The sequence below is a fragment of the Pseudomonas putida genome (assembly GCF_001636055.1).
In the GTDB taxonomy this organism is placed as follows: domain Bacteria; phylum Pseudomonadota; class Gammaproteobacteria; order Pseudomonadales; family Pseudomonadaceae; genus Aquipseudomonas; species Aquipseudomonas machongensis.
Window position 1 is genome coordinate 2,708,073 of the sequence record NZ_CP011789.1, and the last position, 15,682, is coordinate 2,723,754.

13 protein-coding genes are annotated in these 15,682 nt (G+C 62.1%); 3 read left to right on the plus strand and 10 right to left on the minus strand.

The window, feature by feature from the left end; genetic code table 11:
• From nuoC to AB688_RS12160, 5 genes are all read right to left on the minus strand, one after another.
• Positions 1-1,782: an NADH-quinone oxidoreductase subunit C/D gene (gene nuoC / locus AB688_RS12140; protein WP_054892703.1), complete on the minus strand. Its 1,782-nt coding sequence runs from the start codon at positions 1,780-1,782 to the stop codon at positions 1-3.
• Positions 1,783-1,861: 79 nt separating this feature from the next.
• Entirely contained in the window at positions 1,862-2,539 is a 678-nt protein-coding gene (locus AB688_RS12145; RefSeq protein ID WP_029614113.1) for a NuoB/complex I 20 kDa subunit family protein, read from the minus strand.
• A 10-nt stretch (positions 2,540-2,549) separates the two neighbouring features.
• Positions 2,550-2,963, minus strand: coding sequence for an NADH-quinone oxidoreductase subunit A (locus AB688_RS12150; RefSeq protein ID WP_003251427.1), 414 nt, complete (start codon positions 2,961-2,963; stop codon positions 2,550-2,552).
• Between the two features lie 709 nt (positions 2,964-3,672).
• Positions 3,673-4,998 carry an isocitrate lyase gene (gene aceA, locus AB688_RS12155; protein ID WP_054892704.1) on the minus strand — a complete coding sequence of 442 codons (1,326 nt, stop codon included), beginning with the start codon at positions 4,996-4,998 and terminating at the stop codon, positions 3,673-3,675.
• Positions 4,999-5,493: 495 nt separating this feature from the next.
• Positions 5,494-6,228, minus strand: a complete 735-nt coding sequence (locus tag AB688_RS12160) for a secretin N-terminal domain-containing protein (RefSeq protein ID WP_063544324.1) — start codon at positions 6,226-6,228, stop codon at positions 5,494-5,496.
• 181 nt (positions 6,229-6,409) lie between these two features.
• On the opposite strand from AB688_RS12160, the gene AB688_RS12165 reads away from it, so the two are divergent.
• Positions 6,410-8,119 (plus strand): S8/S53 family peptidase, encoded by a 1,710-nt coding sequence (locus tag AB688_RS12165; protein WP_063544326.1) that lies wholly within the window; start codon positions 6,410-6,412, stop codon positions 8,117-8,119.
• Between the two features lie 133 nt (positions 8,120-8,252).
• On the plus strand, positions 8,253-9,695 hold the full coding sequence (locus tag AB688_RS12170; protein WP_063544328.1) for a SulP family inorganic anion transporter: 1,443 nt from the start codon (positions 8,253-8,255) through the stop codon (positions 9,693-9,695).
• Between the two features lie 67 nt (positions 9,696-9,762).
• On the opposite strand, the gene fusA is transcribed toward AB688_RS12170, so the two are convergent.
• From fusA to AB688_RS12185, 3 genes are all read right to left on the minus strand, one after another.
• Positions 9,763-11,874 carry an elongation factor G gene (gene fusA, locus AB688_RS12175; protein WP_054892708.1) on the minus strand — a complete coding sequence of 704 codons (2,112 nt, stop codon included), beginning with the start codon at positions 11,872-11,874 and terminating at the stop codon, positions 9,763-9,765.
• Between the two features lie 71 nt (positions 11,875-11,945).
• Complete coding sequence (locus tag AB688_RS12180) at positions 11,946-12,374, minus strand: hypothetical protein (RefSeq protein WP_063544330.1); 429 nt, start codon at positions 12,372-12,374, stop codon at positions 11,946-11,948.
• 76 nt (positions 12,375-12,450) lie between these two features.
• The gene (locus tag AB688_RS12185) at positions 12,451-12,810 is read right to left on the minus strand and encodes a DUF3757 domain-containing protein (protein ID WP_063544332.1); all 360 of its coding nucleotides are present in this window, start codon (positions 12,808-12,810) and stop codon (positions 12,451-12,453) included.
• A 220-nt stretch (positions 12,811-13,030) separates the two neighbouring features.
• On the opposite strand from AB688_RS12185, the gene AB688_RS12190 reads away from it, so the two are divergent.
• On the plus strand, positions 13,031-13,333 hold the full coding sequence (locus AB688_RS12190; RefSeq protein ID WP_063544334.1) for a hypothetical protein: 303 nt from the start codon (positions 13,031-13,033) through the stop codon (positions 13,331-13,333).
• A 3-nt stretch (positions 13,334-13,336) separates the two neighbouring features.
• Here the strand turns inward: AB688_RS12190 and AB688_RS12195 are convergent, their stop codons facing one another.
• Positions 13,337-14,587, minus strand: coding sequence for an aspartate aminotransferase family protein (locus AB688_RS12195; protein ID WP_063544336.1), 1,251 nt, complete (start codon positions 14,585-14,587; stop codon positions 13,337-13,339).
• A gap of 110 nt (positions 14,588-14,697) precedes the next feature.
• Entirely contained in the window at positions 14,698-15,594 is an 897-nt protein-coding gene (gene gcvA / locus AB688_RS12200; RefSeq protein ID WP_063544338.1) for a transcriptional regulator GcvA, read from the minus strand.
• Positions 15,595-15,682: the final 88 nt, after the last annotated feature.

Below are 15,682 nucleotides of genomic sequence, written 5' to 3' on the forward strand. Positions count from 1 at the left end.
TTAGCGGTCCACGTCAGCCATAACGAAGTCGATACTGCCCAGGTACGCGATCAGGTCCGCGACCATGCTGCCCTTGATCACCGAAGGGATCTGCTGCAGGTGCGGGTAGCTCGGGGTACGGATCCGGGTGCGGTAGCTCATGGTGCCGCCATCGCTCGTCAGGTAGTAACTGTTGATGCCCTTGGTCGCCTCGATCATCTGGAACGACTCGTTGGCCGGCATGACCGGGCCCCACGAGACTTGCAGGAAGTGGGTGATCAGGGTCTCGATGTGCTGCAGGGTGCGCTCTTTCGGTGGCGGCGTGGTCAGCGGGTGATCCGCCTTGTACGGGCCTTCCGGCATGTTGCGCAGGCACTGGTCGATGATGCGGATACTCTGGCGCATCTCCTCGACACGGACCATGCAGCGATCATAGGCATCGCCGTTGTGGGCCAGCGGTACTTCGAACTCGAAGTTCTCGTAGCCGGAGTAGGGACGGGCTTTGCGCAGGTCGAAGTCGCAACCGGTGGCGCGCAGGCCGGCACCGGTGGTACCCCACTCCAGCGCTTCCTTGGTGTTGTATGCGGCAACGCCGATGGTACGGCCCTTGAGGATGCTGTTCTGCAAGGCGGCCTTGGTGTATTCGTCCAGGCGCTTGGGCAGCCATTCGACGAAATCCTTGACCAGTTTGTCCCAGCCGCGCGGCAGGTCGTGGGCAACGCCGCCGATGCGGTACCAGGCCGGGTGCAGACGGAAACCGGTGATCGCCTCGATCACGGTGTAGGCGCGCTGGCGGTCGGTGAAGGTGAAGAACACCGGGGTCATGGCGCCGACGTCCTGGATATAGGTACCCAGGAACAGCAGGTGGCTGGTGATCCGGAAGAACTCGGCGAGCATGATGCGAATCACGTCGACTTTCTGCGGCACCTGGATACCGGCCAGCTTCTCGACCGCGAGGACGTACGGCAGGTTGTTCATTACCCCACCGAGGTAGTCGATACGGTCGGTATAGGGAATGAAGCTGTGCCAGGACTGACGCTCGGCCATCTTCTCGGCACCACGGTGGTGGTAGCCGATGTCCGGGACGCAGTCGACGATCTCTTCGCCGTCCAACTGCAGGACGATACGGAAGGCACCGTGGGCAGAAGGGTGGTTGGGGCCGAGGTTGAGGAACATGTAGTCCTCGTTGGCGCCCTGGCGTTTCATACCCCAGGCCTCGGGGTTGAAGCGCGCCGATTCCTCTTCAAGCTGCTGCTTGGCGAGCGTGAGGCTGTACGGATCGAATTCGGTGGCGCGGGCAGGGTAGTCCTTGCGCAGCGGGTGACCTTCCCAGGTCGGCGGCATCATGATCCGGCTGAGGTGCGGGTGGCCGGCAAAGTCGATGCCGAACATGTCCCAGACTTCGCGTTCGTACCAGTTGGCGTTCGGCCAGATACCGGTCACGGTCGGCAGGTTCAGGTCGCCCTCGCTGAGCGACACCTTGATCATCACGTCGCTGTTACGCTCGACCGACAACAGGTGGTAGAACACGCTGAAGTCGGCGGCAGGCAGGCCGCGGCGTTGGGTGCGCAGGCGCTCGTCGACGCCATGCAGGTCGTACAGCATGCTGTAGGGCTTGGCCACGCCACGCAGGAAGCTGAGCACTTCCTTGAGCTGGGCGCGCTTGACCCACAGTACGGGCATGCCGGTGCGGGTTTCCTGGGCGACGAATGCTTCGGCGCCAAAGCGGTTGTTCAGTTCGACGACCACATCTTGGTCGTCAGCCTTGTAGGGCGGAATGAAAATAGCGGTGTCCGCTGTCATGGTCTCGGTCGCTTTGGGTCAACGTTGAGAATGAAGCCAGGCCGCCGGCTCCTTGGGGAGCGGGCGGCAGGTCGCTGGATCAGACTTCGTCGGGGCTGCGCAGGTTGGTTACCGCAATGCGCTGTTCACGACGCAGGTCTTTCTGGGCAGGCATCTCGGCACGATAAATACCTTGATCACCAACCACCCAGGAGAGCGGGCGTCGTTCTTGGCCGATCGATTCCTGCAACAGCATCAAGCCTTGCAGGAAAGCCTCGGGGCGCGGCGGGCAGCCAGGCACATAGACGTCCACGGGGAGGAACTTGTCGACCCCCTGAACGACCGAGTAGATGTCGTACATGCCACCGGAGTTGGCGCACGAACCCATGGAAATGACCCACTTGGGCTCGAGCATCTGCTCGTAGAGGCGCTGGATGATCGGCGCCATTTTGACGAAGCAGGTACCGGCGATGACCATGAAGTCGGCCTGGCGCGGCGAGGCCCGGATGACTTCGGCGCCGAAGCGGGCGATGTCGTGGGGTGCCGTGAAGGCCGTGGTCATTTCCACGTAGCAGCAGGACAGGCCGAAGTTGTACGGCCAGAGGGAGTTCTTGCGACCCCAGTTGACCGCGCCACGCAGCACATCTTCGAGTTTCCCCATGTAGATGTTCTTGTGGACCTGGTCTTCGAGCAGTTGGTCGGTGACGGTTTCCCGATCACCTACCGGGTACTGCTCGTTGGGCGCATCCGGATCGATTCTGGTGAGATTGTATTGCATTGCCAAAGCCTCATTGTTTCAGCTTCGCTTGCCGCTTGCGGCGACCTTCGGGAGCCCAATCAAGAGCACCGACGCGCCATAGGTAGACAAGACCTGCCAACAGAATTGCTATGAAAACGAGAGCTTCGACGAATCCGGTCCAGCCGCTTTCGCGGACGGACACAGACCATGCAAAGAGAAAGAGGGCTTCGATATCGAAGATCACGAACAGCATCGCGACCAGATAGAATTTGGCGGACAGGCGCAGGCGGGCGCTGCCAACGGGCAGCATGCCGGATTCGAAGGGTTCGTTCTTGGCGCGGCCCCAGGCCTTGCTGCCGAGCAGGCTGGACAGGCCGAGCATGAAGGCACACAGGCCGACGACACCCAGGAGGAAGATGGCAAAGCCCCAGTTGTGGGCGATGAGTCCTGCCGAATCGGACATGCTTGAAATCCTTATACAGAGACCCAGCTCTGCAGTCTGAAATAAGTAGAGCGGCGACGCGGTGTCGCTGATGCAGTGACCAAATGTCGCAGCTGAATCAATCGCGCTGATTTTATGGGTAAACCCACGGCAAGTAAAATTTCCAGTGCAAAATTATTCGTAGGATTAAGAACAAAAATCTTTCGTAAATCGCTGAAAGCCTTGATTTTCGGGCATTCCAATCAGATTTGTTAATTATGTTTCTTGGTTGGCGTAACGAGTCTTCAATTTAATAATGATAATTAATATCATTTGGCTGAGCCGCTGTTTGCCGAGCCATCTGATACCTGTCTAGTTCAATTCGCAATCTTGTCACTTGCAAATGAGAAAAACTCTCGTTCTAGCAGTTGCAGCGTTCTCGTGTACCGCTCTGGGTCAATGTTTCGGCGAATGACGGGGCGACGGGGGGCGGGCGGCAATGGCAAGGAAGCGCAATCGAGCAAGCCGGATACGGGCTGTGCTTCTTTATATAGGGGGCATCCAGGCGTTGGCTTGGACGAGGCATGTGGCAGTCCTTGCTTGCTGTGCTGCCTCAAGCATAGACCTGATCTCGGGGTTTGCCTCGTCGTCAGGACATCAGGCGTCTGCAGGGGGAGGGAGTGGTGGGGGCAGCAAGCAAAAGAAAGCCCGGGGCTTTCTCAAGCCCCGGTCCTCTGTCAGCAATCCACTATCAGTGGAACTGCTCTTCCTCGGTCGAACCGGTCAGTGCCGTCACCGACGAAGCGCCACCCTGGATCACGGTGGTCATGTCGTCGAAATAGCCGGTGCCCACTTCCTGCTGGTGCGCCACGAAGGTGTAGCCCTTGCTGGCGTCGGCGAATTCCTGCTCTTGCAGTTTCACGTAGGCGGTCATGTCGTTGCGGGCGTAGTCGTGCGCCAGGTTGAACATGCCATGCCACATGTTGTGGATGCCAGCCAGGGTGATGAACTGGTGCTTGTAGCCCATCGCCGACAGTTCGCGCTGGAACTTGGCGATGGTGGCATCGTCCAGGTTCTTCTTCCAGTTGAAGGATGGCGAGCAGTTGTACGACAGCAGTTGGTCCGGGTACTCCTTCTTGATCGCTTCGGCGAAGCGACGGGCTTCGTCCAGGTCCGGCTTGGCGGTTTCGCACCAGATCAGGTCGGCGTACGGAGCGTACGCCAGGCCGCGGGCGATGGCCTGGTCGAGGCCGGCACGTACCTTGTAGAAGCCTTCACGGGTACGCTCGCCGATCACGAACGGCTGGTCGTAAGGGTCGCAGTCGCTGGTCAGCAGGTCGGCAGCGTTGGCGTCAGTGCGAGCGAGGATGATGGTCGGTACGCCCGCAACGTCAGCGGCCAGACGCGCGGCCACCAGCTTCTGTACGGCTTCCTGGGTTGGTACCAGTACCTTGCCGCCCATGTGGCCGCATTTTTTCACCGAGGCCAACTGGTCTTCGAAGTGCACGCCGGCGGCGCCTGCCTCGATCATGTTCTTCATCAGCTCGTAGGCGTTCAGCACGCCGCCGAAACCGGCTTCGGCGTCAGCCACGATCGGTGCGAAGTAGTCGATGTAGCCATCGTCGCCCGGGTTCTTGCCGGCTTTCCACTGGATCTGGTCGGCGCGGCGGAAGGCGTTGTTGATGCGCTTGACCACGGTCGGTACCGAGTCGACCGGGTACAGCGACTGGTCAGGGTACATGGACTCGGCCGAGTTGTTGTCGGCGGCTACCTGCCAACCGGACAGGTAGATGGCCTGAATGCCGGCTTTTACCTGCTGCACGGCCTGGCCGCCGGTGAGGGCGCCCATGCAGTTGACGAAATCTTTTTCGGGCCGGAAGGACGGGTGGGCACCTTGGGTGACCAGCTTCCACAGTTTTTCTGCGCCTTGACGAGCAAAGGTGTGCTCTGGCTGCAGGGAGCCACGCAGGCGAACGACATCGGCGGCGGTGTAGGTACGGGTCACGCCTTTCCAGCGCGGGTTTTCGGCCCAGTCTTTCTCGAGGGCTGCAATTTGCTGTTCGCGTGTCAGTGCCATGGAAATAAACCTCGTCGCATCGATCTTGAGTGTAGTTGTGCGGATGCTCAGGGCGCGGAATCAGAGGCCTGGCGGCTGTCCTGTCCGGGGGAGTGCGGCGGCGAACGGGGAAGGCTCGAAGGGGAAGGGGGTGCAGTTCAGGCGAAGGTGTCCCCAGCAGGTCGGCTCGTGGATGCCTTGCTGCGGTGCGACGTCGATTGCCGGTTCTGCGGTGATGCGCTTCCGTCCCTCGGGACAACTTCTTCGTTGCAGTCGCAATCCCGTCGAACCGCCTTGTGGGCCGTATAGACACAGGACGCCTCCAGGGGTGTCGGGAGGGCGTCCCGAAGGCCCTTGCCAGGGCCCCTGATTAGCGGGAGCGAGGCCATCATGCCCTTGGCGAAAAGAGCCTGTCAAATGTTTTGTAGTGCTTTTTTAGGCTTACTACATCTTTGGTCTAATGCGACTCTGCAGTCAGTTTCAAGGCCCTTGGTCGAGGCCTTGTACGGCCTGGGATCAGTCGAGAAGGTCGACTTTGACACGTAGCGTCATGTTTTCACCGCGCTGGGTGCTGTAAGTGAGGGCCGAAGGGCTATTGTCGGCCTGACTCTGCTGGTTGTACCCCGCCAGGGTGATCCACTCGCCGAGCCTGCCAGAGACAGTTGTGTCGGTACTCTGCACCTTCACTACATCCTGGCGTTCCTGGCTCATTCGATCATTATTGGTGCTGATTTGCAGACGAACCGTTTCACCGCTGACGCTCGGCGTGACGTAGAAGCCCTGGGTCACATTGCGGTATTGGGTGTCGCTCTGGATGCGTCCGTAACCATCGGTCGAGGTGCTGGTGATGGGGATGCTCTGGCCGATCTGGATCAGCGCCGGCTGGCCTTCGCTGGCCTGGATCTGCTGCAGGCCGCCTTCTCGGTTGCTGGTGCCGTACTGGATGACCCGGGCGTTGCCGCGTTTGTCCTGGTAGTTGCTGTCGTTGTTGTCGACGCTGATCAGCAGGCGTTTGGGCGCAGTGTCCAACTGCTGTAGCAATGCGCGCAGGTCGTCGATGCGTTCCGGGCTGGCATTGACGATCAATTTGTTCTCGAAGGCGCTGACGGTTCCGTCCTTTCCAAGAAAGGACTGGGCGGTCGGCAGCAGCTCGGCGCTGCTGCGGTGCTGCAGCGGCACGACTTCGGTGGCCGCCTGTGCGGTGAGGCTGGCCGCCAGCAGCAGGGCGGTGACAAGGGGGCGTAGCGGCATGTTCGTGGTCTCCGCAGGTTGAATAGACATGATGGCAAATTTGCCAGCATTGTGCCGTGTCTGGATCACAGGGATTTGAAATTTGCAGCGCAGCTGCGGAGCTTTCGCGGGCTACCGTCAACAGCTGAACCATCGCCTGAGCGCTGGGGTCGCAGCAAAAAGACCATGGCAGACCCTCGGCATGAAGCGCTACCTACCTTTGTTGTTACTTGCTCTTGGACAGAGTGCCATTGCCGAGCCGCGCATCCAGCAGTTGCAGCGCTGCGGCGATTTACTGTCCGAAGCCCCGCAGCACTGGTGCCTGCGCGCGCAAGGTCTGGAGCACCAGGCTCCACAGGTGTGGCTGGGGGACCGGGCCTTGCCGGCCAATGTCGTGCTGCGCGAGGGCGACAGGCTCGAGTTCACGCTCGACCAGCCCGGTCCGAGCGCTCCTTTGTGGCTGCAGGTCGGCGGGCAGAAAAGCAATCCGGTCTGGCTCACTCGCCAGCGCAGCCATGTGGTCGCCGCAGGCCCGCACGAGGTGGCCAGGAACATGGACGGCCTGACCACCTACCTCGACCTGGTCAGCCTGCTGATCGAGGAAAAGCACAACGGGCGCGAGGAGGCGCAACGTATCGCCGACAAATATGGTGCGCAGGTGGTGGGGGCGATCCCGCCGTTGAACGTCTACCAACTGCGGCTGCCGGTACGTGATCTTGTACAGCGCGATGCGATGATCCTGCGCATGGGCAGCGAGCTCAGCGTGGACGCGGTGATCGTCGAGGAGTCGGCGCCGGAGCGAGGTGAGGAAGGCGAGGGCGGCAAGGCTACGGTCATCGACCAGGCCGATGAGTGGGCGGCCAATCGTTTCACGGATGCCCTGTACTACTACCAGCGCCGGGTCCCGGCCTCGAACGTGCCGGTACAGCCGATACGCGTGGGCGTGATCGAGCGCGAGCTGGATTTCGACGCTGCGCCCTTTCAGGCTTATCGCGGCGCCTGCGGGCCAAGACAGACCTGCCTTTACGGCCGCGACGGCGCACGTGCGCAGAGCCACGGCAGCCACGTCGCCGGTATCCTGGCCGGGCGCGGGGAGGGGGTGGCAGGTGGCTTTCTCAGCGGCCTGGGCAAGGCCAGCCCCGGGTTCGAGGTGATCGTCGAGCGCAACTCGGATGCAGGTATCACCGCCAATATTGCCGCGTCGGTCAACCTGGTCGAGGACGGCGTACGGGTGCTCAACTGGAGTTGGGGTATCCACCGCGTCGGCGCCAGAAGCGTGGAGGGCGACGAGGTCGATTCGCTGGTGCGCTCGGGGTTGGCCATGAGTGGCTACGAGGAGTTGCTCGAGGAATTCTTCCTGTGGCTGCGCAGCGAGCACCCGGATGTGGTGGTGGTCAATTCGGCGGGCAATGGCTCGTCATGGTCTGGCACCGATGAATACCGTTTGCCATCGTCGTTCGTGACCGAGCAGTTGCTGGTGGTGGGCGGGCATCAACGCAGCGAGCGCGACACCGCGGTTGACGATCCGCAGCATGTGGTCAAGCGCCGCAGCTCCAACGTCGACATGCGTGTGGATGTCAGTGCAGCAGCCTGCCTGCAACCTGCCGATGCTGGCAAGCCGCACTGCGGTACGTCCTACGCGACGCCGTTGGTGGCTTCGACGGTGGCAGCGATGTTGTCGATCAATCCGCAGCTTACGCCCGAGCAGGTGCGTATGTTGCTGCGCCGCAGTGCCCTGACCATGGGCTCTGAACAGGACTTCGAGGCGATGGATGCCGAGGACCTGACGGCGCCGATCCTGCCGTCGGAGCGCAATGGTCGTCTCAATGACCCTGACCTGGGCCGCTCGGCGCGGCTGGACATGCAGCGTGCGCTGGATCTCGCGGTGCAGAGCCGGGAACGGGTGCGCTGAGCAGAGCGGCGGTGGCCGCTGTCAGACAAATTCCGTAACATCGCGCCCCTCGATTTTGCTTCCGCTCGTGTGATTGGGGTCACCCAGTGCACCCGCGCGCGGTCGCCCAGACTGGACACTTCACAGGATCTACATGAAACCCGCCCGACTTCGCGCCGACGTCCTCGCTGGCCTGACCACCTCCTTCGCCCTGGTGCCCGAGTGCATCGCCTTCGCCTTGGTGGCGCACCTCAATCCGCTGATGGGGCTCTATGGTGCCTTCATCATTTGCACGCTGACCGCGTTGTTTGGCGGTCGCCCAGGTATGATCTCCGGCGCCGCCGGGTCGATGGCGGTGGTGATCGTCGCCCTGGTCGTGCAGCACGGTGCCCAGTATCTGTTGGCCACGGTGCTGCTTGGCGGGATCGTGATGATCCTGTTCGGCGTGCTGCGCCTTGGCAAGCTGGTGCGGCTGGTGCCTTACCCGGTGATGCTTGGCTTCGTCAATGGCCTGGCCATCGTCATCGCCATGGCCCAGCTCGAGCATTTCAAGGACGGCGAGCACTGGCTAGGCGGGAAGCCGCTGCTGCTGATGGTCGGTCTGGTAGCCCTGACGATGCTGGTGGTCTACGTACTGCCGAAGCTGACCCGCGCGGTGCCGCCTGCGCTGGTGGCGATTGTCGGTGTGGGCCTGCTGGTCTACCTGCTCGCGCTGCCGACCCGCACCCTCGGCGACATGGCGCACATCGCCGGCGGCCTGCCGCAACTGGCCTGGCCGGAGGTGCCCTGGAACCTCGAGACGCTCAAGATCATCGCCCCCTATGCGCTGGTGATGGCCATGGTCGGTCTGCTGGAAACTCTGCTGACCCTCAACCTCACCGATGAGATCACCGAGAGTCGCGGTTTCCCTGACCGTGAATGTGTGGCCCTGGGCGCGGCCAACATGGTGTCGGGGCTGTGCGGTGGCATGGGCGGCTGCGCGATGATCGGCCAGACCGTGATCAACCTTAGCTCCAATGGCCGCGGTCGGTTGTCGGGGGTGGTGGCGGGGGTGATGATCCTGCTGTTCGTGTTGTTCCTGTCGCCGCTGATCGAGCGTATTCCGCTGGCGGCACTGGTTGGGGTGATGTTCGTCGTGGCGCAGCAGACCTTTGCCTGGGCGTCGCTGCGAGTACTGCACAAGGTGCCGAAAAGTGATGTGTTGGCGATCATTGCCGTGACGGTGGTCACGGTACTGACGGACCTGGCCGCCGCGGTGCTGTTCGGGATCGTCATCGCTGCCATCAACTTCGCCTGGCAGCATGCTCGTGAGCTGTATGCCGATAGCCACGAGGATGGCCAGGGCGGCAAGATTTACCAGGTTCATGGCACCTTGTTCTTTGCCTCGACCACACCGTTTCTCGAGCAGTTCGATCCGGCGCAGGATCCGCAGAGCGTGACGCTGGACTGCAAGCACCTGAGTTTCGTCGACTACTCGGCGATCGCCGCGTTGAAGACGCTGCGCGAGCGGTATTCCCGTGCGGGCAAGCACCTGCGCGTTGTGCATCTGTCGGAGCGGTGCAAGAAGCTGTTGCGGCGGGCAGGCGAGCAACATTGAGGTTCTGAGTCGGCGAGACCGACGCCATCGCGGGGCAAGTCGGGGCCCCGCGATGAGGTCGCCTGGGCTATTCCCCTCGGTTCTTCTTCACGATGCCATCGGCGATACTCGCCGGCGCCTCTGCATAGCGCGTGAACTCCATAGAGAAGCTGGCCCGGCCTTGTGTCATCGAGCGCATCGAGGTGGCGTAGCCGAACATCTCGCCCAACGGCACCTCGGCGCGAATCACCTTGCCGGCGGGCGTCTCGTCACCATCCTGGATCATCCCGCGGCGACGGCTCAGGTCGCCCAGAATGTCGCCCTGGTACTCTTCGGGCGTTACCACCTCGACCTTCATTACCGGCTCCAGCAACACCGCGCCGCCTTTTTGAGACAGCTGCTTGGTGGCCATGGATGCGGCGATCTTGTAGGCCATTTCGTTGGAGTCGACGTCGTGGTAGGAGCCGTCGAACACTGCGGCCTTGAGGTTGATCAGCGGATACCCGGCGAGCACGCCGTTCTTCATCTGTTCCTCGATGCCTTTCTGGATTGCCGGGATGTACTCGCGCGGCACCACGCCGCCGACGATCTCATTGATGAACTCCAGGCCTTCCTTGCCTTCGTCGCCCGGGGCGAAGCGGATCCAGCAATGGCCATACTGACCGCGTCCGCCAGACTGTCGGACGAAGCGGCCTTCGATCTCGCAGGTGTTGCGGATTTTTTCGCGGTAGGCGACCTGTGGTTTGCCGATGTTGGCTTCGACGTTGAACTCCCGGCGCATGCGGTCGACGATGATGTCCAGGTGCAGCTCGCCCATGCCCGAGATGATGGTCTGCCCGGTCTCTTCGTCGGTGCGCACGCGGAACGAGGGGTCTTCCTGGGCGAGCTTGCCCAGGGCGATCCCCATCTTCTCCTGGTCGGCCTTGGTTTTCGGCTCGACCGCGACCGAGATCACCGGGTCCGGGAAGTCCATGCGCTCGAGGATGATCGGCTTGTCGATGTCGCACAGGGTATCGCCGGTGGTCACGTCCTTCATGCCGATCAGCGCGGCGATGTCGCCCGCGCACACGTCTTTGATTTCGGCGCGCTGGTTGGCGTGCATCTGGACCATGCGGCCGATGCGTTCCTTCTTGCCCTTGACCGAGTTGAGCACCGCATTGCCGGAGCTGAGTACGCCGGAGTAGACACGAGCGAAGGTCAGGGTGCCGACGAAGGGGTCGGTGGCGATCTTGAAGGCGAGTGCGGAGAACGGTTCCTTGTCGTCGGCATGGCGCTCGAGATGCTTTTCCTCGTCGTCCGGGTCGGTGCCCTTGATTGCAGGGATTTCGCTGGGGGCGGGGAGGTAGTCGATCACCGCGTCCAGCATCAGTGGCACGCCCTTGTTCTTGAACGAGGAGCCAAGGATGGTCGGTACGATCTCGTTGGCGATGGTGCGTTGACGCAGGGCGGCCTTGATCTCGTCGATGCTCAGCTCTTCGCCTTCAAGAAACTTAAGGGTCAGTTCGTCATTGGCTTCGGCTGCGGCCTCGACCATGTGCGCGCGCCATTCGTCGGCCAGGGCCTGCAGTTCGGCGGGAATCGGTTCTTCGCGGTAGCTGGTGCCCTGGTCGGCGTCGTTCCAGTAGATGGCCTTCATTTTCACCAGGTCGATCTGGCCGATGAAGTTTTCTTCGCTGCCGATGGCCAGTTGGATGGGCACCGGGTGGTGGCCCAGACGCTGATCGATCTGCTTCACCACGCGCAGGAAGTCTGCCCCCTGGCGATCCATCTTGTTGATGTAGGCCAAGCGTGGCACGTGGTACTTGTTGGCCTGGCGCCACACCGTCTCGGACTGCGGCTCGACCCCGTCGGCGCCGCTGAACACCACCACCGCGCCATCGAGCACGCGCAGCGAGCGCTCCACCTCGATGGTGAAGTCGACGTGGCCGGGCGTATCGATGATGTTGAAACGGTACTTGTCGGCGAACTGCTTGGTCGAGCCTTGCCAGAACGCCGTGGTCGCCGCCGAGGTGATGGTGATGCCGCGCTCCTGCTCCTGGGCCATCCAGTCCATGGTCGCGGCGCCATCGTGGACCTCGCCCATCTTGTGGTTGACCCCGGTGTAGAACAGGATGCGTTCCGTTGTGGTGGTCTTGCCGGCATCGACGTGGGCGACGATGCCGATATTGCGGTACAGCTCGATGGGGGTAGTGCGGGCCATGGCAGGTCACCTGCAGGTGAGGATTCTCCCACGGTAGCAGACCGGGAGAATCCTGCTGCGCCGCCGGGCTGTCAGTCGGCCTGGGCTTGCAGTATCCAAGTGCCATCGACCTCGCGCGCCAGGCCGCTGGCCGGGAGCAGGGCCAGCAGCCGCTCATGCAGGTTCGTTTCGGTGAAGGTGCGCAGGGTGTGCAGATCGAGCTGGCCGAGCAGGGGCAGGTCGTTCTTGGTGTACGACAGCCAGGCTTTCTTCAAGGCTTGCAATACATCGCTGCCTGCGGTGTTGGCGAAGCGCCGATGCATCGGGCGGCCATCGAACTCGAAGGTGTGGCGGTGGCTGTAGCTGCTTTCGTCGCCGTTCAGCTCGACGCAGCGATGACAGCGGCAGGCGCCGTCGCCGAAGGCGTTGCGCAGGTAGGTATTGAAGTCCACGACGGGCTTGAGGGTCAGGCGTTTGTCGACCTCGAACAGGTCGGCGATCAGGGGTTCTTCGGCGCTCACTCTGGGTCCTCGTGTGGTGGGGCATGCCTCGGCGGGCACAATACCAGCCGAGGCATGCAAGGACCAACTTTCAGGCTTACTTGAAGGTGCAGTCGACGGGGTTGGCCGACTTGCAGAAGCCGTCGTTCCAGTTGCCCTTGTCTGGCTGCCTGGATTCGCGCAATGCCATGCGCGCGCCACCCAGTGCGTCCGCCTCGTAGTCACACAGCACCACGTTTTCCTTCAACTTGACGGCGGTGAATTTGAAGCTTTTGAGGTCGTCCTGGTCGGCGAACGGATTGTCGCCGCTCCAGCCGCCGGGGGCTTGATAGGCGTAGCCACCGCCGTCGAGAGGCTTCTGAGTGATTTCGGAGGCTGCAGGGCAGCTCTGTGCTGCCGCGTGGCCGGCAACCATCAGCATGGCCAGCGCCGGGAACAACATCAGGGTCTTGCGCATTGGATAATGCCTTCTTCAGTGTAGGTTGAAGGCGCCATCCTAGAGGTAGGCGATCTACCCCATAATCAGCTTCAAGGCTGTGATTGCGTAGGAGATATCTGTTGTGGGGAGGGCGTCTCAGGGCCCAAGGCGTATTATTCGCTCGCGGTCCTGTTCGTGCTGCCGTACCCTGACGGGCCCTGGCGACAGCTGCCACTCCATCTGATCGAGGTAACCCCGCTTGAGTACCAAGTACCCCTACATCGCCACTGTGACTGTCAGCGCCGAAGACCGTGGCGGGGACGCCGAGGCTTCGGAGAATCCAGGCATGCGCATCGGTCTCGAGGCGGTGACCGAAACGCTGAAGAAGGTGCATTTCGTCGGTACGCTCGCGGCTCCTGAAAAGTCGGCCACGCATATCTGTGTCACGCTTGAGAACGGCCTGACTTACTACGGCCCGATCGTCAACGGCCATGCCGAGCTGGAAGGCGGCTGGATCGCCTTCGAGTCCGACATGCTCACGCCAGAAGAACTGGGGCTCTGAGTCTCAGTCCAGTGCGGCCAGGCACTGTTCGAGAATATCCAGCCCGTCCTCGAGTACTTCGGCTTCGATGGTCAGCGGCGCCAGCAGGCGAATGATGTGGCGGGCCTTGCCACTGGGCATCAGCAGCAACCCCTTGGCTCGTGCAGCGTCCATTACCTTGGCCAGTTGCGCAGGCGCCGGGCTGCCGTCGGGGTTGACGAACTCGATCCCGCGCATTGCGCCAACGCCGGTCAGGCGCCCCAGGTAACGGCACAGGCCACTGGCCTTCCAGTGTTCGAAGCGTCTCACGATGGCCTGCTCCTGGCGCTCGCCCCAGGTGGCAAGGTTCTCGTCGCTCATCTGCGCCAGGCTGGCCAGGGCCGCGGCACAGGCGATGGGGTTGCCTGAATAGGTGCCGCCAAGCCCGCCCTTGGGCAGGGCATCCAGCAGTTCACGTCGGCCGACCACTGCACCCAGCGGCATGCCGCCGGCGATGCTCTTGGCCAGCAACAGAAGATCCGGTTCGATGCCCAGGCGTGGGAAGGCGAAGCGCTGGCCGGTGCGTCCGAAACCGGACTGGATCTCGTCGATGATCATGAGAATGCCATGCTGGTCGCAGAAGCGGCGCAGGGCTTGGGCGAAGGTGGCGTCGAGCGCGAGGAAGCCGCCTTCGCCTTGCACCGGTTCGAGGATGAAGGCTGCGACATCCTCGACCGCGAGCTCGACGCTGAACAGCCGCTCCATGGCCTTGAGTGCCTGTTCGCAGGTCACGCCGGTATCGGCACTGGGGTAGGGCAGGTGATAGACCGGCCCCGGCAGCTCACCCACGCGTTGCTTGTAGGGGGCGACCTTGCCGTTGAGGTTGAGGGTGGCCAGGGTGCGGCCATGGAAGCCGCCGTCGAAGGCGATGACCGCGCGCTTGCCGGTGGCGCCACGGGCCACCTTCAACGCGTTCTCCGCGGCTTCGGCGCCGCTGTTGGTGAGCATGCCGGCGAGCGGGTAGTTCACTGGAACGAACGCTCTCAGTTGCTCCATGAGGGCAAGATAAGGCGCATGGGGAGCCGCGTTGAAGGCGTAGTGGGTTAGGCGGGCGGCCTGGTGCTGAATGGCCTCGACCACTGCCGGGTTGCAGTGTCCCAGGTTGAGCACGCCGATACCGCCGACGAAGTCGATATAGCGCTTGCCGTCGGTATCCCATACTTCGGCGTTGCGGCCATGGGAAAGTGTGATCGGGTGAACGATGGCGATGGACTGGCTGATACTTTCCTGACTCATGGACGCACGGAACCTTGTTCGAATTTCTTATTATCCAAGCGCGATGAATGTGTGTTCGGCAAACGAATTATTCGATTGGGATCATTCCTTGGATTCTCGAAGTTCGACTTTTAACCCTCTTCAGCTGCCCGTTCCAGGATCCACTCCACGAAGGCCTTCACCTTGGGCACCTCGGCCGCATGCTCGGCATGGGCCATGAAGTGCCGGCCATTGCTCGCCACCGGATGATTCCACGGCACCACCAGCTTGCCTTCGCTCAGTTCCTCGGCCACCAGATAACGCGGAATCAGGGCAATTCCGCAGCCTGCGATGGCTGCGCGGATGCACAGGTAGAAGGTGTCGAAGCGTGGTCCGTGGTAGCTGTTCTGGCTGTGCAGCCCCAGCCCAAGGAACCACTCGTGCCAGGCTTCGGGCCTCGATGCGCATTGCAGCAGACGGTGCTCGGTCAGCGACTGGGCACTGCCGAACGCATGTGCCTGCAACAGTTGTGGTGCGCACACCGGCACCACCTCCTCGCTGAACAGCTCCAGGCAGGTGGCGCCGGGCCAGGTGCCCTGGCCAAAGAAGAACGCGATATCGACCTTGGCCTGCACGAGGTCGAATGGCTCCAGTTCGTTACGCACGTCCAGGTGGATGCGCGGATGGCGTTCGCCGAAACCTTTGAGGTGTGGCACCAGCCAGCGCGCGCCGAAGGTGGGTTGGGTGGCGATGCGCAGGACTTCCGTCTCGTCGCCGTAGCTGAGGATGTAGCGGCTGGAGATGTCGATCTGGGTGAGGATCTTGTTCACTTCGGTGAGGTACAGCGCGCCTGCCGGGGTCAGGTGCAGGCGTCGGCGAATACGCTGGAACAGCGGGTGGGACAACATGTCCTCGAGCTGTGCGACCTGTTTGCTCACCGCGCTCTGGGTGAGGTGCAACTCCTGCGCCGCACGGGTAAAGCTCAGGTGGCGGGCGGCTGCCTCGAAGCATTGCAGGGCGGTGGTGGAGGGCATCAGGCGTTTGGACATGACAGGCGTTACCAGGCAGGAAAAATAAGAAATGCATTCCAAAACGGAATCATGTGTTTCTAAAAGGTCGTTTGTTGAGCCACGCCTA